Source organism: Rhizobium sp. LC145, assembly GCF_001005825.1.
Classification (GTDB): Bacteria; Pseudomonadota; Alphaproteobacteria; order Rhizobiales; family Rhizobiaceae; genus Neorhizobium.
The window spans coordinates 304,245-318,620 of the sequence record NZ_LBHV01000007.1 but is presented as its reverse complement, the minus strand read 5'-3'; the positions used below and the strand labels follow the sequence as shown (position 1 = coordinate 318,620).

The 14,376-nt window shown below is 62.7% G+C and carries 17 protein-coding genes; 8 read left to right on the top strand and 9 right to left on the bottom strand.

Annotated elements, in window-relative coordinates; genetic code table 11:
• Positions 1–208 precede the first annotated feature (208 nt).
• A complete protein-coding gene (locus tag YH62_RS19775) occupies positions 209–469 on the top strand; it encodes a DUF1344 domain-containing protein (protein WP_046795957.1) in 261 nt (86 codons plus the stop codon).
• Here YH62_RS19775 and YH62_RS19770 read toward each other — a convergent pair whose 3' ends face one another.
• From YH62_RS19770 to YH62_RS19755, 4 genes are all read right to left on the bottom strand, one after another.
• Positions 470–1,057, bottom strand: a complete 588-nt coding sequence (locus YH62_RS19770; protein WP_046795956.1) for a histidine phosphatase family protein — start codon at positions 1,055–1,057, stop codon at positions 470–472.
• A gap of 21 nt (positions 1,058–1,078) precedes the next feature.
• Complete coding sequence (gene fabI, locus YH62_RS19765; protein WP_046795955.1) at positions 1,079–1,897, bottom strand: enoyl-ACP reductase FabI; 819 nt, start codon at positions 1,895–1,897, stop codon at positions 1,079–1,081.
• Between the two features lie 175 nt (positions 1,898–2,072).
• Entirely contained in the window at positions 2,073–3,221 is a 1,149-nt protein-coding gene (locus YH62_RS19760; RefSeq protein ID WP_046796081.1) for a DnaJ C-terminal domain-containing protein, read from the bottom strand.
• Between the two features lie 197 nt (positions 3,222–3,418).
• Positions 3,419–3,763, bottom strand: a complete 345-nt coding sequence (locus YH62_RS19755; protein ID WP_245282143.1) for an RT0821/Lpp0805 family surface protein — start codon at positions 3,761–3,763, stop codon at positions 3,419–3,421.
• A 172-nt stretch (positions 3,764–3,935) separates the two neighbouring features.
• On the opposite strand from YH62_RS19755, the gene pdxH reads away from it, so the two are divergent.
• Complete coding sequence (gene pdxH / locus YH62_RS19750; RefSeq protein ID WP_046795953.1) at positions 3,936–4,556, top strand: pyridoxamine 5'-phosphate oxidase; 621 nt, start codon at positions 3,936–3,938, stop codon at positions 4,554–4,556.
• 20 nt (positions 4,557–4,576) lie between these two features.
• On the opposite strand, the gene YH62_RS19745 is transcribed toward pdxH, so the two are convergent.
• Positions 4,577–5,620, bottom strand: coding sequence for a polysaccharide deacetylase family protein (locus YH62_RS19745; RefSeq protein WP_137326672.1), 1,044 nt, complete (start codon positions 5,618–5,620; stop codon positions 4,577–4,579).
• Between the two features lie 99 nt (positions 5,621–5,719).
• Positions 5,720–6,478, bottom strand: a complete 759-nt coding sequence (locus tag YH62_RS19740) for a sulfite exporter TauE/SafE family protein (RefSeq protein WP_046796080.1) — start codon at positions 6,476–6,478, stop codon at positions 5,720–5,722.
• 199 nt (positions 6,479–6,677) lie between these two features.
• On the opposite strand from YH62_RS19740, the gene YH62_RS19735 reads away from it, so the two are divergent.
• Positions 6,678–6,986, top strand: coding sequence for a pyrophosphatase (locus YH62_RS19735; protein WP_046795951.1), 309 nt, complete (start codon positions 6,678–6,680; stop codon positions 6,984–6,986).
• Positions 6,987–7,013: 27 nt separating this feature from the next.
• Here the strand turns inward: YH62_RS19735 and YH62_RS19730 are convergent, their stop codons facing one another.
• From YH62_RS19730 to YH62_RS19720, 3 genes are all read right to left on the bottom strand, one after another.
• Entirely contained in the window at positions 7,014–7,415 is a 402-nt protein-coding gene (locus YH62_RS19730) for a VOC family protein (protein WP_046795950.1), read from the bottom strand.
• Between the two features lie 20 nt (positions 7,416–7,435).
• Complete coding sequence (gene tldD, locus YH62_RS19725; protein WP_046795949.1) at positions 7,436–8,851, bottom strand: metalloprotease TldD; 1,416 nt, start codon at positions 8,849–8,851, stop codon at positions 7,436–7,438.
• Between the two features lie 93 nt (positions 8,852–8,944).
• Positions 8,945–9,535, bottom strand: a complete 591-nt coding sequence (locus tag YH62_RS19720) for an invasion associated locus B family protein (RefSeq protein WP_046795948.1) — start codon at positions 9,533–9,535, stop codon at positions 8,945–8,947.
• Positions 9,536–9,840: 305 nt separating this feature from the next.
• Here YH62_RS19720 and coxB point away from each other — a divergent pair, with 305 nt between their 5' ends.
• From coxB to YH62_RS19695, 5 genes are all read left to right on the top strand, one after another.
• Complete coding sequence (gene coxB / locus YH62_RS19715) at positions 9,841–10,728, top strand: cytochrome c oxidase subunit II (protein ID WP_046795947.1); 888 nt, start codon at positions 9,841–9,843, stop codon at positions 10,726–10,728.
• Positions 10,729–10,745: 17 nt separating this feature from the next.
• Positions 10,746–12,443: a cytochrome c oxidase subunit I gene (gene ctaD, locus YH62_RS19710; protein WP_046795946.1), complete on the top strand. Its 1,698-nt coding sequence runs from the start codon at positions 10,746–10,748 to the stop codon at positions 12,441–12,443.
• A gap of 166 nt (positions 12,444–12,609) precedes the next feature.
• Positions 12,610–13,566 (top strand): heme o synthase, encoded by a 957-nt coding sequence (locus YH62_RS19705; protein WP_046795945.1) that lies wholly within the window; start codon positions 12,610–12,612, stop codon positions 13,564–13,566.
• Positions 13,563–13,703, top strand: a complete 141-nt coding sequence (locus YH62_RS30255) for a hypothetical protein (protein ID WP_156176988.1) — start codon at positions 13,563–13,565, stop codon at positions 13,701–13,703. Before YH62_RS19705 ends, YH62_RS30255 begins: the two co-directional genes overlap by 4 nt.
• A gap of 17 nt (positions 13,704–13,720) precedes the next feature.
• Positions 13,721–14,326 carry a cytochrome c oxidase assembly protein gene (locus YH62_RS19695; protein ID WP_046795944.1) on the top strand — a complete coding sequence of 202 codons (606 nt, stop codon included), beginning with the start codon at positions 13,721–13,723 and terminating at the stop codon, positions 14,324–14,326.
• Positions 14,327–14,376: the final 50 nt, after the last annotated feature.

The following is a 14,376-nucleotide window of genomic DNA, read 5'->3' as shown; positions in this document are numbered from 1 at the left end:
TCGCAGGCTATTTCTTGGGCCGGACTGTTCTTCTGGTTTAGTGGCTGCAAGAACATGCAACCGCATTCGGTCAATTCTTGAAAAGTGTTAAGATTCAGATCATTACTTGCAATGAAAATGTCATGGTCATGGGCGAATTTCGCCACAATCGAAGGACTATTCTTTGCTCCGAAAAGATACAGCACTCATTCCGTTGAAGGCTTCGACCATGCGCATCCTGATCGCCACCCTGCTTGTCACCGCAAGCATCTTGTCGCCGCTCTCGGTTTTTGCGCAGAGTGCCGATGTCGAAGCGACGATCAAGTCGGTGGATGTCAATTCCCTGAGCCTGACGCTCGATGACGGCAAGACCTATAAGGTGCCCGAGGAGTTCAACTTCGAAGGGCTGAAATCCGGCGTGAAGGTGCTGGTCTTCTACACCGTCGAGAACGGCAGCCGGGTCGTGGATGACCTTCAGGTCATGGAATAGCTATAGCCATTCTATGCGGCCGGCTCCGGTATCGATCCTGAGTATCCGGTCCTGCGGTACCGGCATGGTGGCCGCCTCGTTCTCCGAAAGATCGGCGATCAGCCGGAAGAGCGACCGGATGACCCCGCCATGGCTGACGCAGACGGTCGGAGCCTCGACCGAGCGCACCCAGGCGCCCACCCGCCATGAGAGGATTTCATAGCTTTCGGCCGCTTCGCCGGGAGGGATGAAGCTCCATTTCTGGGCGGCGCGGGCGAGCAGCCGGTCCGGTGCGATATGGCTGACTTCCTCGAGCGTGTGGCCTTCCCAATCTCCGAAGGAGAGTTCGACCAGCCGCTCGTCGGTCCGGTAGGCGAGGGGCTCTATGCCCATGGCGGCGCGCAGGCGCTCCATGGTTTCGCGGGTACGCGAAAGAGGGCTTGCGACATAGTCGAAGCCCTCGCCCTTTCCGATGATTTCGCCGAGCATTTCGCCGTTGCGCGTCGCCTGGCTCCGGCCGGTCTCATTGAGCCCGATGTCTCTCTGGCCCTGAAGCCGGCCTTCGGCATTCCAGTCCGTCTGGCCGTGGCGGATCATGTAGATGAGCACGGCGGACTTCCCTGGTTTCGATCAGTCTTTGATGACCGAGATGTCCGGCGCGTCGACCGCCTTCATGCCGACGACGTGATAGCCGCTATCGGCATGGTGCGTCTCGCCGGTCACCGAGCGCGAGAGGTCGGACAGCATGTACAGGCCGACATCGCCGACTTCCTCGATGGTGACGGTGCGGCGCAGCGGCGCGTTGTACTCGTTCCACTTGAGAATATAGCGGAAATCGCCGATGCCGGATGCGGCAAGCGTCTTGATCGGGCCGGCGGAGATCGCGTTGACGCGGATGTTCTTCGGGCCGAGGTCGACTGCGAGATACTTGACGCTCGCTTCCAGAGCGGCCTTGGCCACGCCCATGACGTTGTAGTTCGGCATCACCTTTTCCGCGCCGTAATAGGTCAGCGTCAGCAGCGAACCGCCATCGGTCATCAGCTTCTCCGCACGGCGGGCGACCGACGTGAAGGAATAGACCGAGATCTGCATCGTCTTGGCGAAGTTTTCCGGCGAAGTGTCGACATAGCGGCCGGTCAGTTCGTCCTTGTCCGAGAAGCCGATCGCATGCACGAGGAAGTCGATCTTGCCCCACTGCTTTTCGATGTTCTCGAAAACGGCGTCGATCGAGGCCTCGTCGCCGACATCGCAATGCCCGGCAAGAATCGCGCCGAGTTCGGCTGCGAGCGGTTCGACGCGCTTCTTGAGTGCGTCGCCCTGATAGGTGAAGGCGATCTCGCCGCCCTGTGCATGGATGGCCTTCGCTATCCCCCACGCGATGGAGCGGTTGTTCGCAACCCCCATGATGATGCCGCGTTTGCCTGCCATGAGGCCGGAAGCCTGAACCATGCTAAGTCCCCTGAAACTCGTGAAGAGCTATGCTCAATTCGAAAGCTGCCTATGGCATAGGCAGCTAATCGGTTCAAGCGTGCGCAGATCATCTCGTGTAAGCTGTGGTAACAAAGGGTGCGCAACGGGGATGCCAGCGCCGAGCCCCTGAAAACAAAGGGGGGTGGCGCGGAGCTCAGATATAGAGACCTTCGCGCATGTGGCGCATGAGGTCGGTCACCTTGTCGTTAGGTTGATCCCAGAGCAGCACCCTGAGTTCCACGACGAGATCGCCGCGGCCGTCCGAATCATTCGGCAGGCCGAGCCCTTCGAGCCTTACCGAGCGATCGGAGCCCGACCAGGCCGGTACGGCTATCGTCCGTGTGCCTTCCGGGGTGGCAAGCTCCGCCTCCGCGCCGAGGACCGCGTCCTCCAGCGAGATCGGCATGATCGTGTGGATATCGAAGCCCTCGACGCGGAAATCCTTTTCCGGCGCGATCTTCAGCGTGACGACCAGATCGCCGCGCTGCATGTTTGGAAGCTTCAGCCCCTGGCCTTTCAGGCGCAGCACGTGCCCCGCCGTCATGCCCGCTTCGAGCGGGAAGCGCACCTCGCGCTCGTCGGGAAGCTGCACGACCGCCCAGTTCTGCTTCAGAAGATCGTCGATCGTGACGGTCGCCTCGGCGGTGAGGTCGGGCGCCTTTTCCAGCGCGGGTACCGTGCCGCGAATGCGGCGGACCAGCGAGGCGATGAGATCGACGGCCTGCAGGACCGCCGGGGTTTTCTGCTCGGCATCCGTCCGCGGGCCGGTTTCCGGAACGGAAAAATTGGTGGTCTCGAACGGCTCGTCCGCAGCCGGGCCGCTCGCCGAGTGACCCTGCGGTTGCGGCTTGCCCTGGTCTTCCGTCTTGCCGGCATAGGCGGAGCCGAAGATCCGCTCGATCATCTCCTCGGCCGATTCGGCGCTGCCGCCCGCTTGGCCCTGGGTTTGATTTTGGGTCTGACCTTGCGTCTGAGCGCGGCGAGCGTCGGCCTTGGCCAATTCCTCCATCACCTTTTCGGCATTGGCGCGGGCGGCCTTGGCGCGCTCGGCCGCCTGGCGGGTGGCTTCGCGCTGCTGCATGATCGTCTGCTGCATCTCGGCGACCCGGTCGTAGCGCTGCCGCCGCTCCGGGTCCTTCAGCACCTCATAGGCCTGGCCGAGCTCCGCGAAACGCGTCGTGGCGGAAGGGTCGTCCCGGTTGCGGTCGGGATGGGCCGATTTCGCCTTTGCTCTCCAGGCGGCCTTGATCTCGTCTGCGTCGGCGGTCTGTTTCACGCCGAGTACGGAATAGGGATCGCGCATCTTCTTCACCGGTCGCTCCGGGCGGCGGGCCCGCGCAGGAAACCCGAACCCCGATACTCAATTACTCGCGCAGTCCTCGCCCCGCCTCGTATTCGGGACGCGCTGCCTGCTTTCCGGAGGCTATCAACGCACTCGTGAATCAGGTGTTACGTCGGCTTTGCAGCCGGCGGCCAATCGCAGACAGGGTAAATAAATTGTTACAGCCGATCGAAGGCCGTCAGCAGCCAGTCGCCGGTGCCCGTGAGGCAGGCCTGTCCGTTGAACCGGGCAATGCCTTCGTAGGAATGGCGCGTGGTGGTGAAGTAGCGGCAGACGTGGCCGTCATTGCGGGCCTCGCGGATGGAGGAGACCACGCCGGCGCTGCCGGTTGCGGTGTTGGCCCAGGGAACCGAGCTGGAGCCGAGTCTCGCGAGATCGGCGGAGGTCACGGCATTGCGGACGGTCGTCTCGTCGGAAAGGGTGACGCCGGAACTTGCCGGCACCGGAACGGTTCCGGTCGCGATCGAACGATCCACCCGCTTGACGCCGCCGAAAAGGTCCATGCTGCTGGTGCAGCCGGCAAGGGAGAAGCCTACCGCGGCCATCGCTAGCGCCCTGAGGCAGAACGGGAGCGACCCCTTTTTGCGGCTCTTCGACTTTGCTATCACGTCTTCTGGTGTCCCTGTCCGGCAACGAGTCACGGGCAATGATCAGATTAGGAGCATTTAAGTCAATATGTCCGAGAGCGGGTTAACATCCGGTGACTTCACCGAGGAGACTGAACCCTTCGCCTTGTTCGGCGCCTGGCTGAAGGAGGCCGAGGCCTCCGAGATCAACGATCCCAACGCGGTGGCGCTGGCGACGGTGGATGAAAATGGCCTGCCCAATGTACGCATGGTGCTGCTCAAGGGCTATGACGAGAACGGTTTCGTCTTCTACACGAATTTCGAAAGTCAGAAGGGACGCGAAATCCTGGGTCAAAAAAAGGCGGCGATGTGCTTCCACTGGAAATCGCTGCGAAGGCAGGTACGTCTCAGGGGAGAGGTCGAGGTCGTCGGCGACGAGGAGGCCGATGCCTATTATCGCTCCCGGCCGCGCGGAAGCCGCATCGGCGCCTGGGCCTCGAAACAGTCCCGCCCGCTGGAGGGCCGTTTCGCGCTGGAGAAGGCGGTGGCGGAATATACCGCCCGCTATGCCATAGGCGATATTCCGCGTCCGCCCCATTGGTCGGGCTTTCGCATCAAGCCGGTCTCCATCGAGTTCTGGCACGACCGTTCGTTCCGCCTCCACGACCGTATCGAGTTCCGCCGGTCCCATCCGGATGGTCCTTGGGAAAAGGTGCGGATGTATCCCTGATTTCCTGTGGATAACGGGTGTCAGCGGCCGCCGATCGCAAACGGTATCCCCGAGGCGAGCGCAGAGACGTGGCGGGGCTGCTGGTAATAGCCGTTGAGGGATATCCTGGGCAGGCCGGTCAGGCGATCGGCATTCTTGCCGTCCAGTGTGCCGGGCCGCGTCGTCACCGCGATTGAAAATCCGAGTTCGCGGGCGATCGCCTCGTCGCGGGCCAAGACCGCTTCCCGCGTGCCGTAGGGAAAGGCAAATGTCCGGGGGCGCTCGCCGGTCAGCTCTTCCAGCCAGTCGGCCGATTGCCGCATTTCCCGCGCGGCTTCCTCCGCGGAAAGCCGGCTGATGGCGCGGTGGCTGATCGTGTGCGCGCCGAGCGAGGCGAGGGGATGGGCCGCAAGCCTGCGCAATTCTTCGCCGTCCATGACGAGTTCTGCCGTGATGCCGAGCGGATCGACCCCATGGCTCCGGGCAAGCTGGTCGAGTTCCGCGACGGCTGCCGCCTCGTCCCTTCCGGCAATATGATGAGAGAAGCGGTCGAAGGCGTCGAACTTGCGCGCCTCGGTCGAAAGGTCGAGCCTTTCGAAACCATCGCCGAAATCGAAGCTTACCTCATCGAGACGGCCGAGGAGTTCGGCAAGCGTTTCCCACCAGAGCGAATGGGTGCGTTCGGCAAAGCCGCGTGTCGCGAATACGGTGAAGGGCACCTTGTGCCGGGCAAAGACCGGAAGCGCGTGCTCGGCATTGTTGCGATAGCCGTCGTCGAGGGTGAAGGCGGCGAAGCGGCGTTGTCCGGGCGAGCGCAGCCGCGACGGTATCTCGGAGAGAGGAACGAATTCATAGCCCTCCCTGGCCAGCCGGACGATCGCCGCTTCGAGGAATTCGGGCGTCACCTCCAGATGCATGCTCGGCTCGAGCGGGCGCGGCCTGTGAGGACGGACGTGGTGAAGCGTAAAGATCGCGCCGTTGCCGCGCGCCTGGTTGAGCACGCCGGCCCGGGCGAGAAGTGCGGCGACGTCGAGCCCGCCGGCAATCAGCCGGCGCTTGACGTCACGACGCCAAATGGCATGCACCCTGTCGATCATGTGCCCTGCTGCGGTCACGCCCGTATTCTTCAAGACAGGGGAACCTACGTCCGACTGTCTTAAACCTTGACTAAGGTTCCCGAAAAATCAGCGCCAGCCGTCGAATAGGGGAAGGCCGATCAGGGCGGCCGAAGCGATGAGAAAGAAGCAGGCCCTGCGGAAGGTCGCCTCGTCCGCGAGGCCGAAGAGCCGCGAGCCGGTATAGAGACCGAGCCCGTAAGCGGGGCCGGTCAGCACGGCGAGCAGCAGGACTTCCCGCGTCAGCAGGCCGCCGAAGAGATAGGCGGAGATCGAGATGCAGGTCGCCAGCGCGAAATAGAGGATCAGATTGGCGCGCACCGTCGCGGCCGGAATGGCGCCGCCGAGCCAATAGGCGACGACCGGCGGTCCGGACATCTGTGCCGCGCCCCCGAATAGGCCTGCAATACTGCCGACGCCGATCGTCAGTACCGTCTTCGGCCGTCCGTGATAGCGCCAGCCCGAAATCAGGAAGGCGAGCAGGGCGAGAACGACGCCTGAGATGATCCAGCGCAGCATGATCGGAGGAGCAAGAGCAAGCACTGTCGTGCCGAGCGGAACCCCTACCGTCGCGCCGATCAGCATTGTTGCCACTTCCCGCCGGTTTGCCTGGCGCCAGCCGGCTGGCACCATGCCGAGCGTCATCACGCCGTCGATGATGAGCAGCAGGGCGGAGGCGATCTGCGGGCTTGTCGCGGCACCCGCAAGCGGCACGAAGATCAGCGCCCCGCCGAACCCGGAAAAGCCGCGCGCCAGCCCCGCGACGACCGCGGAAACCAGGAGAAAGGCGATCTGACCGGGCGCATGGCCGGGAAGGACCGTTCCCAGGAATGCGGAAAGCGTGTTTTCAAATGGCACGGGTGAAGGACTCTAGGCTGGCATCTTGCACGCCATAGCTGCGGAAAGCCGGGTGGCTATGTCAAGCTTGCAGATGAGAAAAGCGGGCAATTTGATGATGAACCGTCCCGTGACGCTCGACAGCTTTCGAGAATCGGTGTGTTGTCCTCATGAACAAAGAGGGAACTTCATGCTGGAAAGATTGAGCGCGCAGTTCGAGGTGGCCTCCGCAGATTATGCCGAGGCCAACGGCATCACGCGCGACCCGGATTGGTTTCTGCTGAAGCTGCAGGAAGAAGTGGGAGAATTGACCCAGGCGTGGAACCGGGCGACGGGTCGAGGACGGAAGAAGGGGAGGAGCGATGAAGAACTCCGCCGCGATCTCGCCGACGAGACCGCCGATCTTTTCGGGCACATCCTGCTTTTCGCGCATGACAACCGCCTGGATCTCACCGCTGCGATCGAGCGGAAATGGCTTTTCAGGCCTGTGGAGGATTGAGCCTGGCGGGCTTGCTTAGCCTTCCCGTCATCTTTCGCCCAGATCCTCGAAAAGCCGCAGCAGATAGCCGTCCGGATCGGCGACGATGAACTGTCGATTGCCGACCTCCAAGTCGTCTCGCCGATACCATTTCTCCTCGGGCTCCAGATATAGAGGAATGCCCGCAAGCTGAAGCCTTGCGAGGATCGGTTCCAGTGCGGAAACCCTGATCTGCAGATTGACACCGCGCCCGAAGGGGCGCTCTCTTGGCGCGCCGGGCATGTCGAAATCCCGGCCGATGCCGATCTGGTCGATCATCAATTGCGCCTCGCCGAGCGTAAGAAATGCAAAGCCTTCCTCCGGCCGGTCGTAACGAACCGAAAAGCCGATGAGGTCGCAGTAGAAGTCCCGGCTCGCCCGCCAATCGCTGACGGATAGTTCGGGGATCATGGCGTTCGAGCCAGTTGCGCTCACGCCTTGGTGCCGCCGACCGTCACCTCGTCCATGCGCAGATGCGGCTGGCCGACGCCGACGGGCACCCACTGGCCGCCCTTGCCGCAATTGCCGACGCCGGTATCGAGCTTCATGTCGTTGCCGACCATGGAAACCCGCTTCATCGCCTCCGGCCCGTTGCCGATCAGCATGGCGCCCTTGATTGCCGGACCGATCTTGCCGTTCTCGATCATGTAGGCCTCGGTGCAGCCGAACACGAACTTGCCGGAGGTGATGTCCACCTGGCCGCCGCCGAAGGAAACGGCATAGATGCCCTTCTTCACCGAGGCGATGATCTCTTCCGGCGTCTTGTCCCCGCCGAGCATGTAGGTATTGGTCATGCGCGGCATCGGCACATGCGCATAACCCTGCCGGCGGCCGTTGCCGGTCGGCTTCATGCCCATCAGCCGCGCGTTCTGCCGGTCCTGCATGTAGCCGGTGAGCCTGCCGTTCTCGATCAGCACGTTGTAGCCGGAGGGCGTGCCCTCGTCGTCGATGGTGATGGAGCCGCGGCGGTTGTCGATCGTGCCGTCGTCGACGACGGTGACGCCCGGAGCGGCCACCATCTCGCCGAGCAGGCCGGCAAATGCGGAGGTCTTCTTGCGGTTGAAGTCGCCTTCCAGCCCGTGGCCCACAGCCTCGTGCAGCATGACGCCCGGCCAGCCGGAACCGAGCACGACGTCCATCGTGCCGGCCGGCGCGTCGATGGCCTCGAGGTTCACCAGCGCCTGGCGCAGCGCCTCGTCGGCGCCTTGATGCCAGTTGCCGTCGGTCACGAAATCGCCGAAGCCGATGCGCCCGCCGGTGCCGAACGTGCCGGATTCCTGCCGGTCGCCCTGGCCGACCACGACGGAGATGTTGATGCGGGTCATCGGCCGGACGTCGTGCACGCGATGCCCGTCGGCGCGCAGGATATCGACCACCTGCCAGCTCGCCGAGACGGTTGCCGTCACCTGGCGAACCCTGTCGTCCTTGCCGCGCAGATAGGCGTCGATATCGGTCAGCAGCTTCACCTTCTCCTCGAAGCTGGGGCTGCCGATCGGGTTCTCGTCGCCATAATATTTCTTGTTACTGCGCTGGGGGGCGGCCGCATAGGAGCCGGAATGACCGGCCGTGACCGCGCGCACCGCATCGGAAGCGCGGGAAAGCGCGGCTTCGGAAAGTTCGCCGGCATGGGCATAGCCGACCGCTTCGCCCGCGACTGCCCGCAGGCCGAAACCCTGGTCCGTATTGAAGGAGCCGCCCTTGAGCCGTCCGTTGTCGAAGGTCAGCGATTCCGCCTGGGCGTGTTCCACGAAAAGCTCGCCGTCGTCGGCGCCCGAGAGCGTGTCGGAAAGCAGGCTCCGCAGTCTGGCTTCGACACAGTCGAACAGGTTGAGAAGGTCGGTATTCATGCAATGCTCCCTGTGCCATGGAGGCGCCGGCTTGTGTCTGAACCTGCGATGTAGGTCCCGCCCTGGCAGGAAGCAAGCCTTCGACAACCAGCGTCAGGGAAGCGCGTCGTAGCCCTGGGCGAAGCCCGCGAGTTCGACCGGAATGCCGACGCGGTCCTGATCGACCGACTCGCGTAACGCGAAGACCGCGTTCTTGCCGGCGCGCAGAATCCGCATCAGCTCGTCGTCGATCTCCACTTCCACATAGCAGCCCTCGGAGAAGCAGCGGGTGAAATAGGCGCGGCCGATATTGTTGTTGTCGACATAGAGCTCCATGCCGTCCTTCAAAAGCACGCCGAGCGGCGCGAGGATGCGCAGGATCTTGGATTTGCGGTCGGCGGTCTTCAGCACGACGACCGAAAGGCCGACTTCCGGGCGGTCTTCGGCGATCACGTTCTGCATCAGCGCGCATTGCTCGACGGAGGCGCCGGCCGGCTTGTCGCAGATGACGGACCAGGCGCCATGGTTGGCGCGCACGTTCCCCGGCTGCTGCGCGGAAGGCTGCGGTGCCGGGCGCTGGGCGGGATTCTGTGTCGCGCCGGGCGAAGGCTGTGGCGTCGGCGCTTGCTGGGCGAGCGCCGAAAACGGCGATGCTGCCGTAACCGCGGCGGCAAGACAGGCGCTGAGAAGCAGGAAACGACGCATGGAAACCTCTGGCTGGCGAATCAGTGCGGCTATTTTGTCGCTCCGCAGCGGAAATGAAAGCCCCGCTCTCATTCCAGTCGAGTGCGGCGAAAATGGGACCCGAAGACGGTTTCGTCCTGCCGCGGATAGGAGTAAAAGGCGCCCGCGTGCTGCTTCCGCCGCAGGGTGGAGGGAGCGCAAAAATGCCGCACGGGCATGTCGGGGCAGATATTGCGGCGGCCGGAAAACTGTGATTGAAGCAGGATTATATACCTTGGATTCTGCGTTCGATTGATCGAGATCAAACGCATGGGGAGAAAATAGCGATGAACAGAGCTTATGCAGTGATGACGGGGCTCATCTGTCTGCTCTTTGCGTCCGCCGCAGCGGCGGACAAGCCTGTGGACTGGCAGATGGGTCTGCAGCAGGCGGCGACGCCGATCATGCGGGAAATCCGCTGGTTCGAGCAATATACGCTCTGGTTCATCGTTCCCGTCACCTTGCTGGTCCTCGCGCTGCTTATCTACGTGGTGCTGAAGTTCCGCGCGAGCGCCAACCCGGTTCCCTCGCGCACGAGCCACAACACGATGATCGAGATCGTCTGGACCATCGGTCCGGTCCTGATTCTCTTCTTTCTCGCCATTCCTTCCTTCAACCTTCTCAACGCCCAGCTTCAGATCCCGCAGAATCCCGATCTGACGATCAAGGCGACCGCGACCCAGTGGCTCTGGAGCTACGAGTACGAAGGTGGCGAAAATCCGGTCTCCTTCGATTCCTATCTGCTGAAGGACGAAGACCGCGCCGCCGCCGGCAAGGAGGACCGCTCCGCCTATCCGCGCCTTCTCGCCGTCGACAACGAAATGGTCGTGCCGGTCAACAAGACGGTCCGCCTGCTCGAGACCGCGGCTCCGACCGATGTCATTCACGCTTTCGCGATGCCGGCCTTCGGCCTCAAGATCGACGCCGTTCCCGGCCGTCTGAACGAGACCTGGTTCCATGCCGAGAAGGAAGGCCTCTACTACGGCCAGTGTTCCGAACTCTGCGGCAAAGACCATGCCTTCATGCCGATCGCGATCCGCGTCGTTTCGGATGAGCAGTATGCGACCTGGCTCGCGACGGCTGCATCCGACGTGCCTGCCGCGAACCGCGCTCTGATGGCTTCGGTCGACGGCGGCAAGCCGGCCGTTCTCGTCGCCGAAACCGAATCCAAGTAATAAGAGGAGTGAGGACAATGGCTGGACATTCCGCTCACGACGATCACGCTCATGCCCGCACCTCTCACGATGATGCGCATGCCCATGACCACCACGATCACAAGCTGAGCTTTTTCGATCGCTGGTTCAAGTCGACAAACCATAAGGACATTGGCACGCTCTATCTGATGTTCGCCATCATGGCCGGCATCGTCGGCGGCCTCATGTCGGTCGCCATGCGCATGGAGTTGCAGGAGCCCGGCATCCAGATCTTCCATGGTCTGGCGGCGATGGTCTACGGCTTCCAGGGTGACGCCGCGATCGACGGCGGCAAGCACATGTTCAACGTCTTCACCACCGCGCACGCGCTGGTGATGATCTTCTTCATGGTCATGCCGGCTCTCATCGGCGGTTTCGCCAACTGGATGATCCCGATCATGATCGGCGCGCCGGACATGGCTTTCCCGCGCCTCAACAACATTTCGTTCTGGCTCCTGCCGCCCGCGTTCCTGCTGCTGATCCTCTCGATGTTCGTCGAAGGTCCGGCGGGCGCTTACGGTGTCGGCGGTGGTTGGACGCTCTATCCGCCGTTCTCGTCGACCGGCATGCCGGGTCCCGCGGTGGATCTGGCGATCTTCGCACTGCACGTTTCGGGTGCTTCCTCGATCCTCGGCGCGATCAACTTCATCACCACGATCCTGAACATGCGCGCTCCGGGCATGACGCTGCACAAGATGCCGCTCTTCGCCTGGTCCGTGCTGGTCACCGCCTTCCTGCTCCTGCTCTCGCTGCCGGTGCTTGCAGGCGCCATCACCATGCTTCTGACCGACCGCAACTTCGGCACGACCTTCTTCGCGCCGGAAGGCGGCGGCGACCCGATCCTCTACCAGCACCTGTTCTGGTTCTTCGGTCACCCGGAAGTCTACATTCTGATCCTGCCGGGCTTCGGCATCGTCAGCCACATCGTATCGACCTTCTCGAGGAAGCCGGTCTTCGGCTATCTCGGCATGGCCTATGCCATGGTCGCGATCGGCGCCGTCGGCTTCATCGTCTGGGCCCACCACATGTACACGGTCGGCCTGTCGCTCGATGCGCAGCGCTATTTCGTCTTCGCCACGATGGTCATCGCCGTTCCGACCGGCATCAAGATCTTCTCGTGGATCGCGACGATGTGGGGCGGTTCGCTCTCCTTCCGCACCCCGATGATCTGGGCGATCGGCTTCATCTTCCTGTTCACCGTCGGCGGCGTCACGGGCGTTCAGCTCGCCAATGCCGGCCTCGACCGCTCGCTGCATGACACCTACTACGTGGTGGCTCACTTCCACTACGTTCTGTCGCTCGGCGCGGTCTTCGCCATCTTCGCGGCCTGGTACTACTGGTTCCCGAAGATGAGCGGCTACATGTATTCCGAAACCCTCGGCAACCTGCATTTCTGGGTGATGTTCATCGGCGTGAACCTCGTGTTCTTCCCGCAGCACTTCCTCGGCCTTGCCGGCATGCCGCGCCGCTACATCGACTACCCGGATGCATTCGCCGGCTGGAACTACGTGTCCTCCATCGGCTCCTACATCTCCTTCGTCGGCGTCCTGATCTTCCTCTACTGTGTGTGGGAAGCTTTCGCCAAGAAGCGCGTCGCGGGCGACAATCCGTGGGGCGAGGGTGCGAGTACGCTGGAATGGCAGCTTTCTTCGCCGCCGCCGTTCCACCAGTGGGAACAACTGCCGCGCATCAAGTAAGCGGCGGTTCATCGAAAGAGGGCGTCGCGGCACCCGCGATGCCCTGAAGCAATTCCAGGAAAAGTGGGAACCGGTTTTCCGTCCGGAATTGCTTAAAAAAAGAGATAGAGCATTTCAGGCGACCGTTTCACCGGAAATGCTCTAGGACGTGTAGCAGGATGGATCAATGACGGTCATCGACAATCACGAGGTACTCGGCACCGAAGCGGGTTCGCGCCTGTCGGAAGCCGGTGCGCGTGATTTCTTCGAGCTTTTGAAGCCGCGCGTGATGTCGCTCGTGGTCTTTACGGCGTTTGCCGGCCTGGTCCTGGCGCCCGGTCACATCAATCCGGTGCTCGGCTTCATCTCCATTCTCTGCATCGCGGTGGGGGCAGGGGCCTCCGGCGCGCTGAACATGTGGTATGACGCCGATATCGACGCCGTCATGAGCCGTACCGCCAAGCGCCCCATCCCGGCCGGCCGCATCCTGCCGCAGGAAGCGCTCGCCTTCGGCCTCACGCTCTCGGTCTTCTCGGTCGTCATTCTCGGCCTTGCGGTGAACTGGTTCGCAGCCGGCCTGCTAGCCTTCACCATCTTCTTCTATGCCGTCGTCTATACGATGTGGCTGAAGCGCTCGACGCCGCAGAACATCGTCATCGGCGGTGCTTCCGGCGCCTTTCCGCCAATGATCGGCTGGGCCTGCGTGACGGGCGGCGTCTCCTTCGACAGCGTGCTGCTGTTCCTCATCATCTTCCTGTGGACGCCCGCGCATTTCTGGGCGCTGGCGCTCTTCAAGATGCGCGATTACGGCTCGGTCGGCATTCCCATGATGCCGAACGTCGCCGGCGAGGCATCCACGAAGAACCAGATCCTCGCCTATGCGGTGCTGACCGCGCTGACCGCCGTCGCACCCGCCGTTACGGGGCTTGCGGGTTGGGCATACGGTGCTTTCGCCGCCGTGCTCGGCGCCATCTTCATCTACTGTTCCATCGCCGTCCGGCGCATGCCAGACGGCGACGAGAAGATGATCGCGGCAAAGAAGATGTTCGCCTATTCGGTCTTCTACCTGTTCGCGATCTTCTCCGCTCTTCTGGTCGATCGGCTGGCCGGAGGGCTTCTGAACCTCGCGGGAGGTACGCTATGATCGATACCGTCAAGCTCAACGACGCTCAGAGAAAGTCGCGGCGCAACCGCAATGTCGCGCTCGGCGTCGTGCTCGCGGCGCTCGTCGTGCTTTTCTATGTCATTACGCTGGTGAAGATCGGCGGGCTCGGGAACTGACGGGACAGGAGGCGGACATGGCGGAAATGGCTCAAGGCAACGGCAGAAAGCAGGTCGGCAACGGCGCGATCCTGGCGGCTTGCGTCGTCTTCGTGGCGGCCATGGTGGGTGCGGCCTATGCCGCCGTGCCGCTCTACCGGCTGTTCTGCCAGGTCACCGGCTATAACGGCACGACCCAGCGCGTCGAGCAGTTTTCCGATACGATCCTCGACCAGACCATGCGCGTCACCTTCGATGCGAACACGTCGAGTGGCCTGAACTGGGATTTCAAGGCGGCGCAGGCGATCGAGCCGAAGATCGGCGAGACTGTGCAGGTCAATTTCACCGCCACCAACCGCTCGCCCAATCCGACCACCGGCACGGCCGTCTTCAACGTGACGCCCATGGAAGCCGGCGCCTATTTCAACAAGGTGCAGTGCTTCTGCTTCACGGAAACGACGCTGCAGCCGGGCGAAACACTGGAAATGCCGGTGCTGTTCTTCGTGGACCCGGAGATCACCAAGGCGGAAGAGACGAAAAACATCAAGACGATCACGCTTTCCTATACCTTCTACCCCAGCGAGCCGTCCAAACCTGTGGCCGCGCTGCCGGAAAAGGGTAAGGGGGGAGACGGGAAACTTTAGAGTAGAGGGTTCGCCGGTTTCCGGCGGAGCAGGCATTCATCGGGGATTCT

What these genes read in the sequence shown, in the direction of transcription:
- YH62_RS19775 (WP_046795957.1), top strand. Translation starts at nt 209, where the DNA reads ATGCGCATCCTGATCGCCACCCTGCTTGTCACCGCAAGCATCTTGTCG.
- YH62_RS30255 (WP_156176988.1), top strand. Translation starts at nt 13,563, where the DNA reads ATGATCGATACCGTCAAGCTCAACGACGCTCAGAGAAAGTCGCGGCGC.
- ctaD (WP_046795946.1), top strand. Translation starts at nt 10,746, where the DNA reads ATGGCTGGACATTCCGCTCACGACGATCACGCTCATGCCCGCACCTCT.
- YH62_RS19755 (WP_245282143.1), bottom strand. Translation starts at nt 3,763, where the DNA reads ATGGACCTTTTCGGCGGCGTCAAGCGGGTGGATCGTTCGATCGCGACC.
- coxB (WP_046795947.1), top strand. Translation starts at nt 9,841, where the DNA reads ATGAACAGAGCTTATGCAGTGATGACGGGGCTCATCTGTCTGCTCTTT.
- tldD (WP_046795949.1), bottom strand. Translation starts at nt 8,851, where the DNA reads ATGAATACCGACCTTCTCAACCTGTTCGACTGTGTCGAAGCCAGACTG.
- fabI (WP_046795955.1), bottom strand. Translation starts at nt 1,897, where the DNA reads ATGGTTCAGGCTTCCGGCCTCATGGCAGGCAAACGCGGCATCATCATG.
- YH62_RS19705 (WP_046795945.1), top strand. Translation starts at nt 12,610, where the DNA reads ATGACGGTCATCGACAATCACGAGGTACTCGGCACCGAAGCGGGTTCG.
- pdxH (WP_046795953.1), top strand. Translation starts at nt 3,936, where the DNA reads ATGTCCGAGAGCGGGTTAACATCCGGTGACTTCACCGAGGAGACTGAA.
- YH62_RS19695 (WP_046795944.1), top strand. Translation starts at nt 13,721, where the DNA reads ATGGCGGAAATGGCTCAAGGCAACGGCAGAAAGCAGGTCGGCAACGGC.
- YH62_RS19735 (WP_046795951.1), top strand. Translation starts at nt 6,678, where the DNA reads ATGCTGGAAAGATTGAGCGCGCAGTTCGAGGTGGCCTCCGCAGATTAT.
- YH62_RS19730 (WP_046795950.1), bottom strand. Translation starts at nt 7,415, where the DNA reads ATGATCCCCGAACTATCCGTCAGCGATTGGCGGGCGAGCCGGGACTTC.
- YH62_RS19720 (WP_046795948.1), bottom strand. Translation starts at nt 9,535, where the DNA reads ATGCGTCGTTTCCTGCTTCTCAGCGCCTGTCTTGCCGCCGCGGTTACG.
- YH62_RS19760 (WP_046796081.1), bottom strand. Translation starts at nt 3,221, where the DNA reads ATGCGCGATCCCTATTCCGTACTCGGCGTGAAACAGACCGCCGACGCA.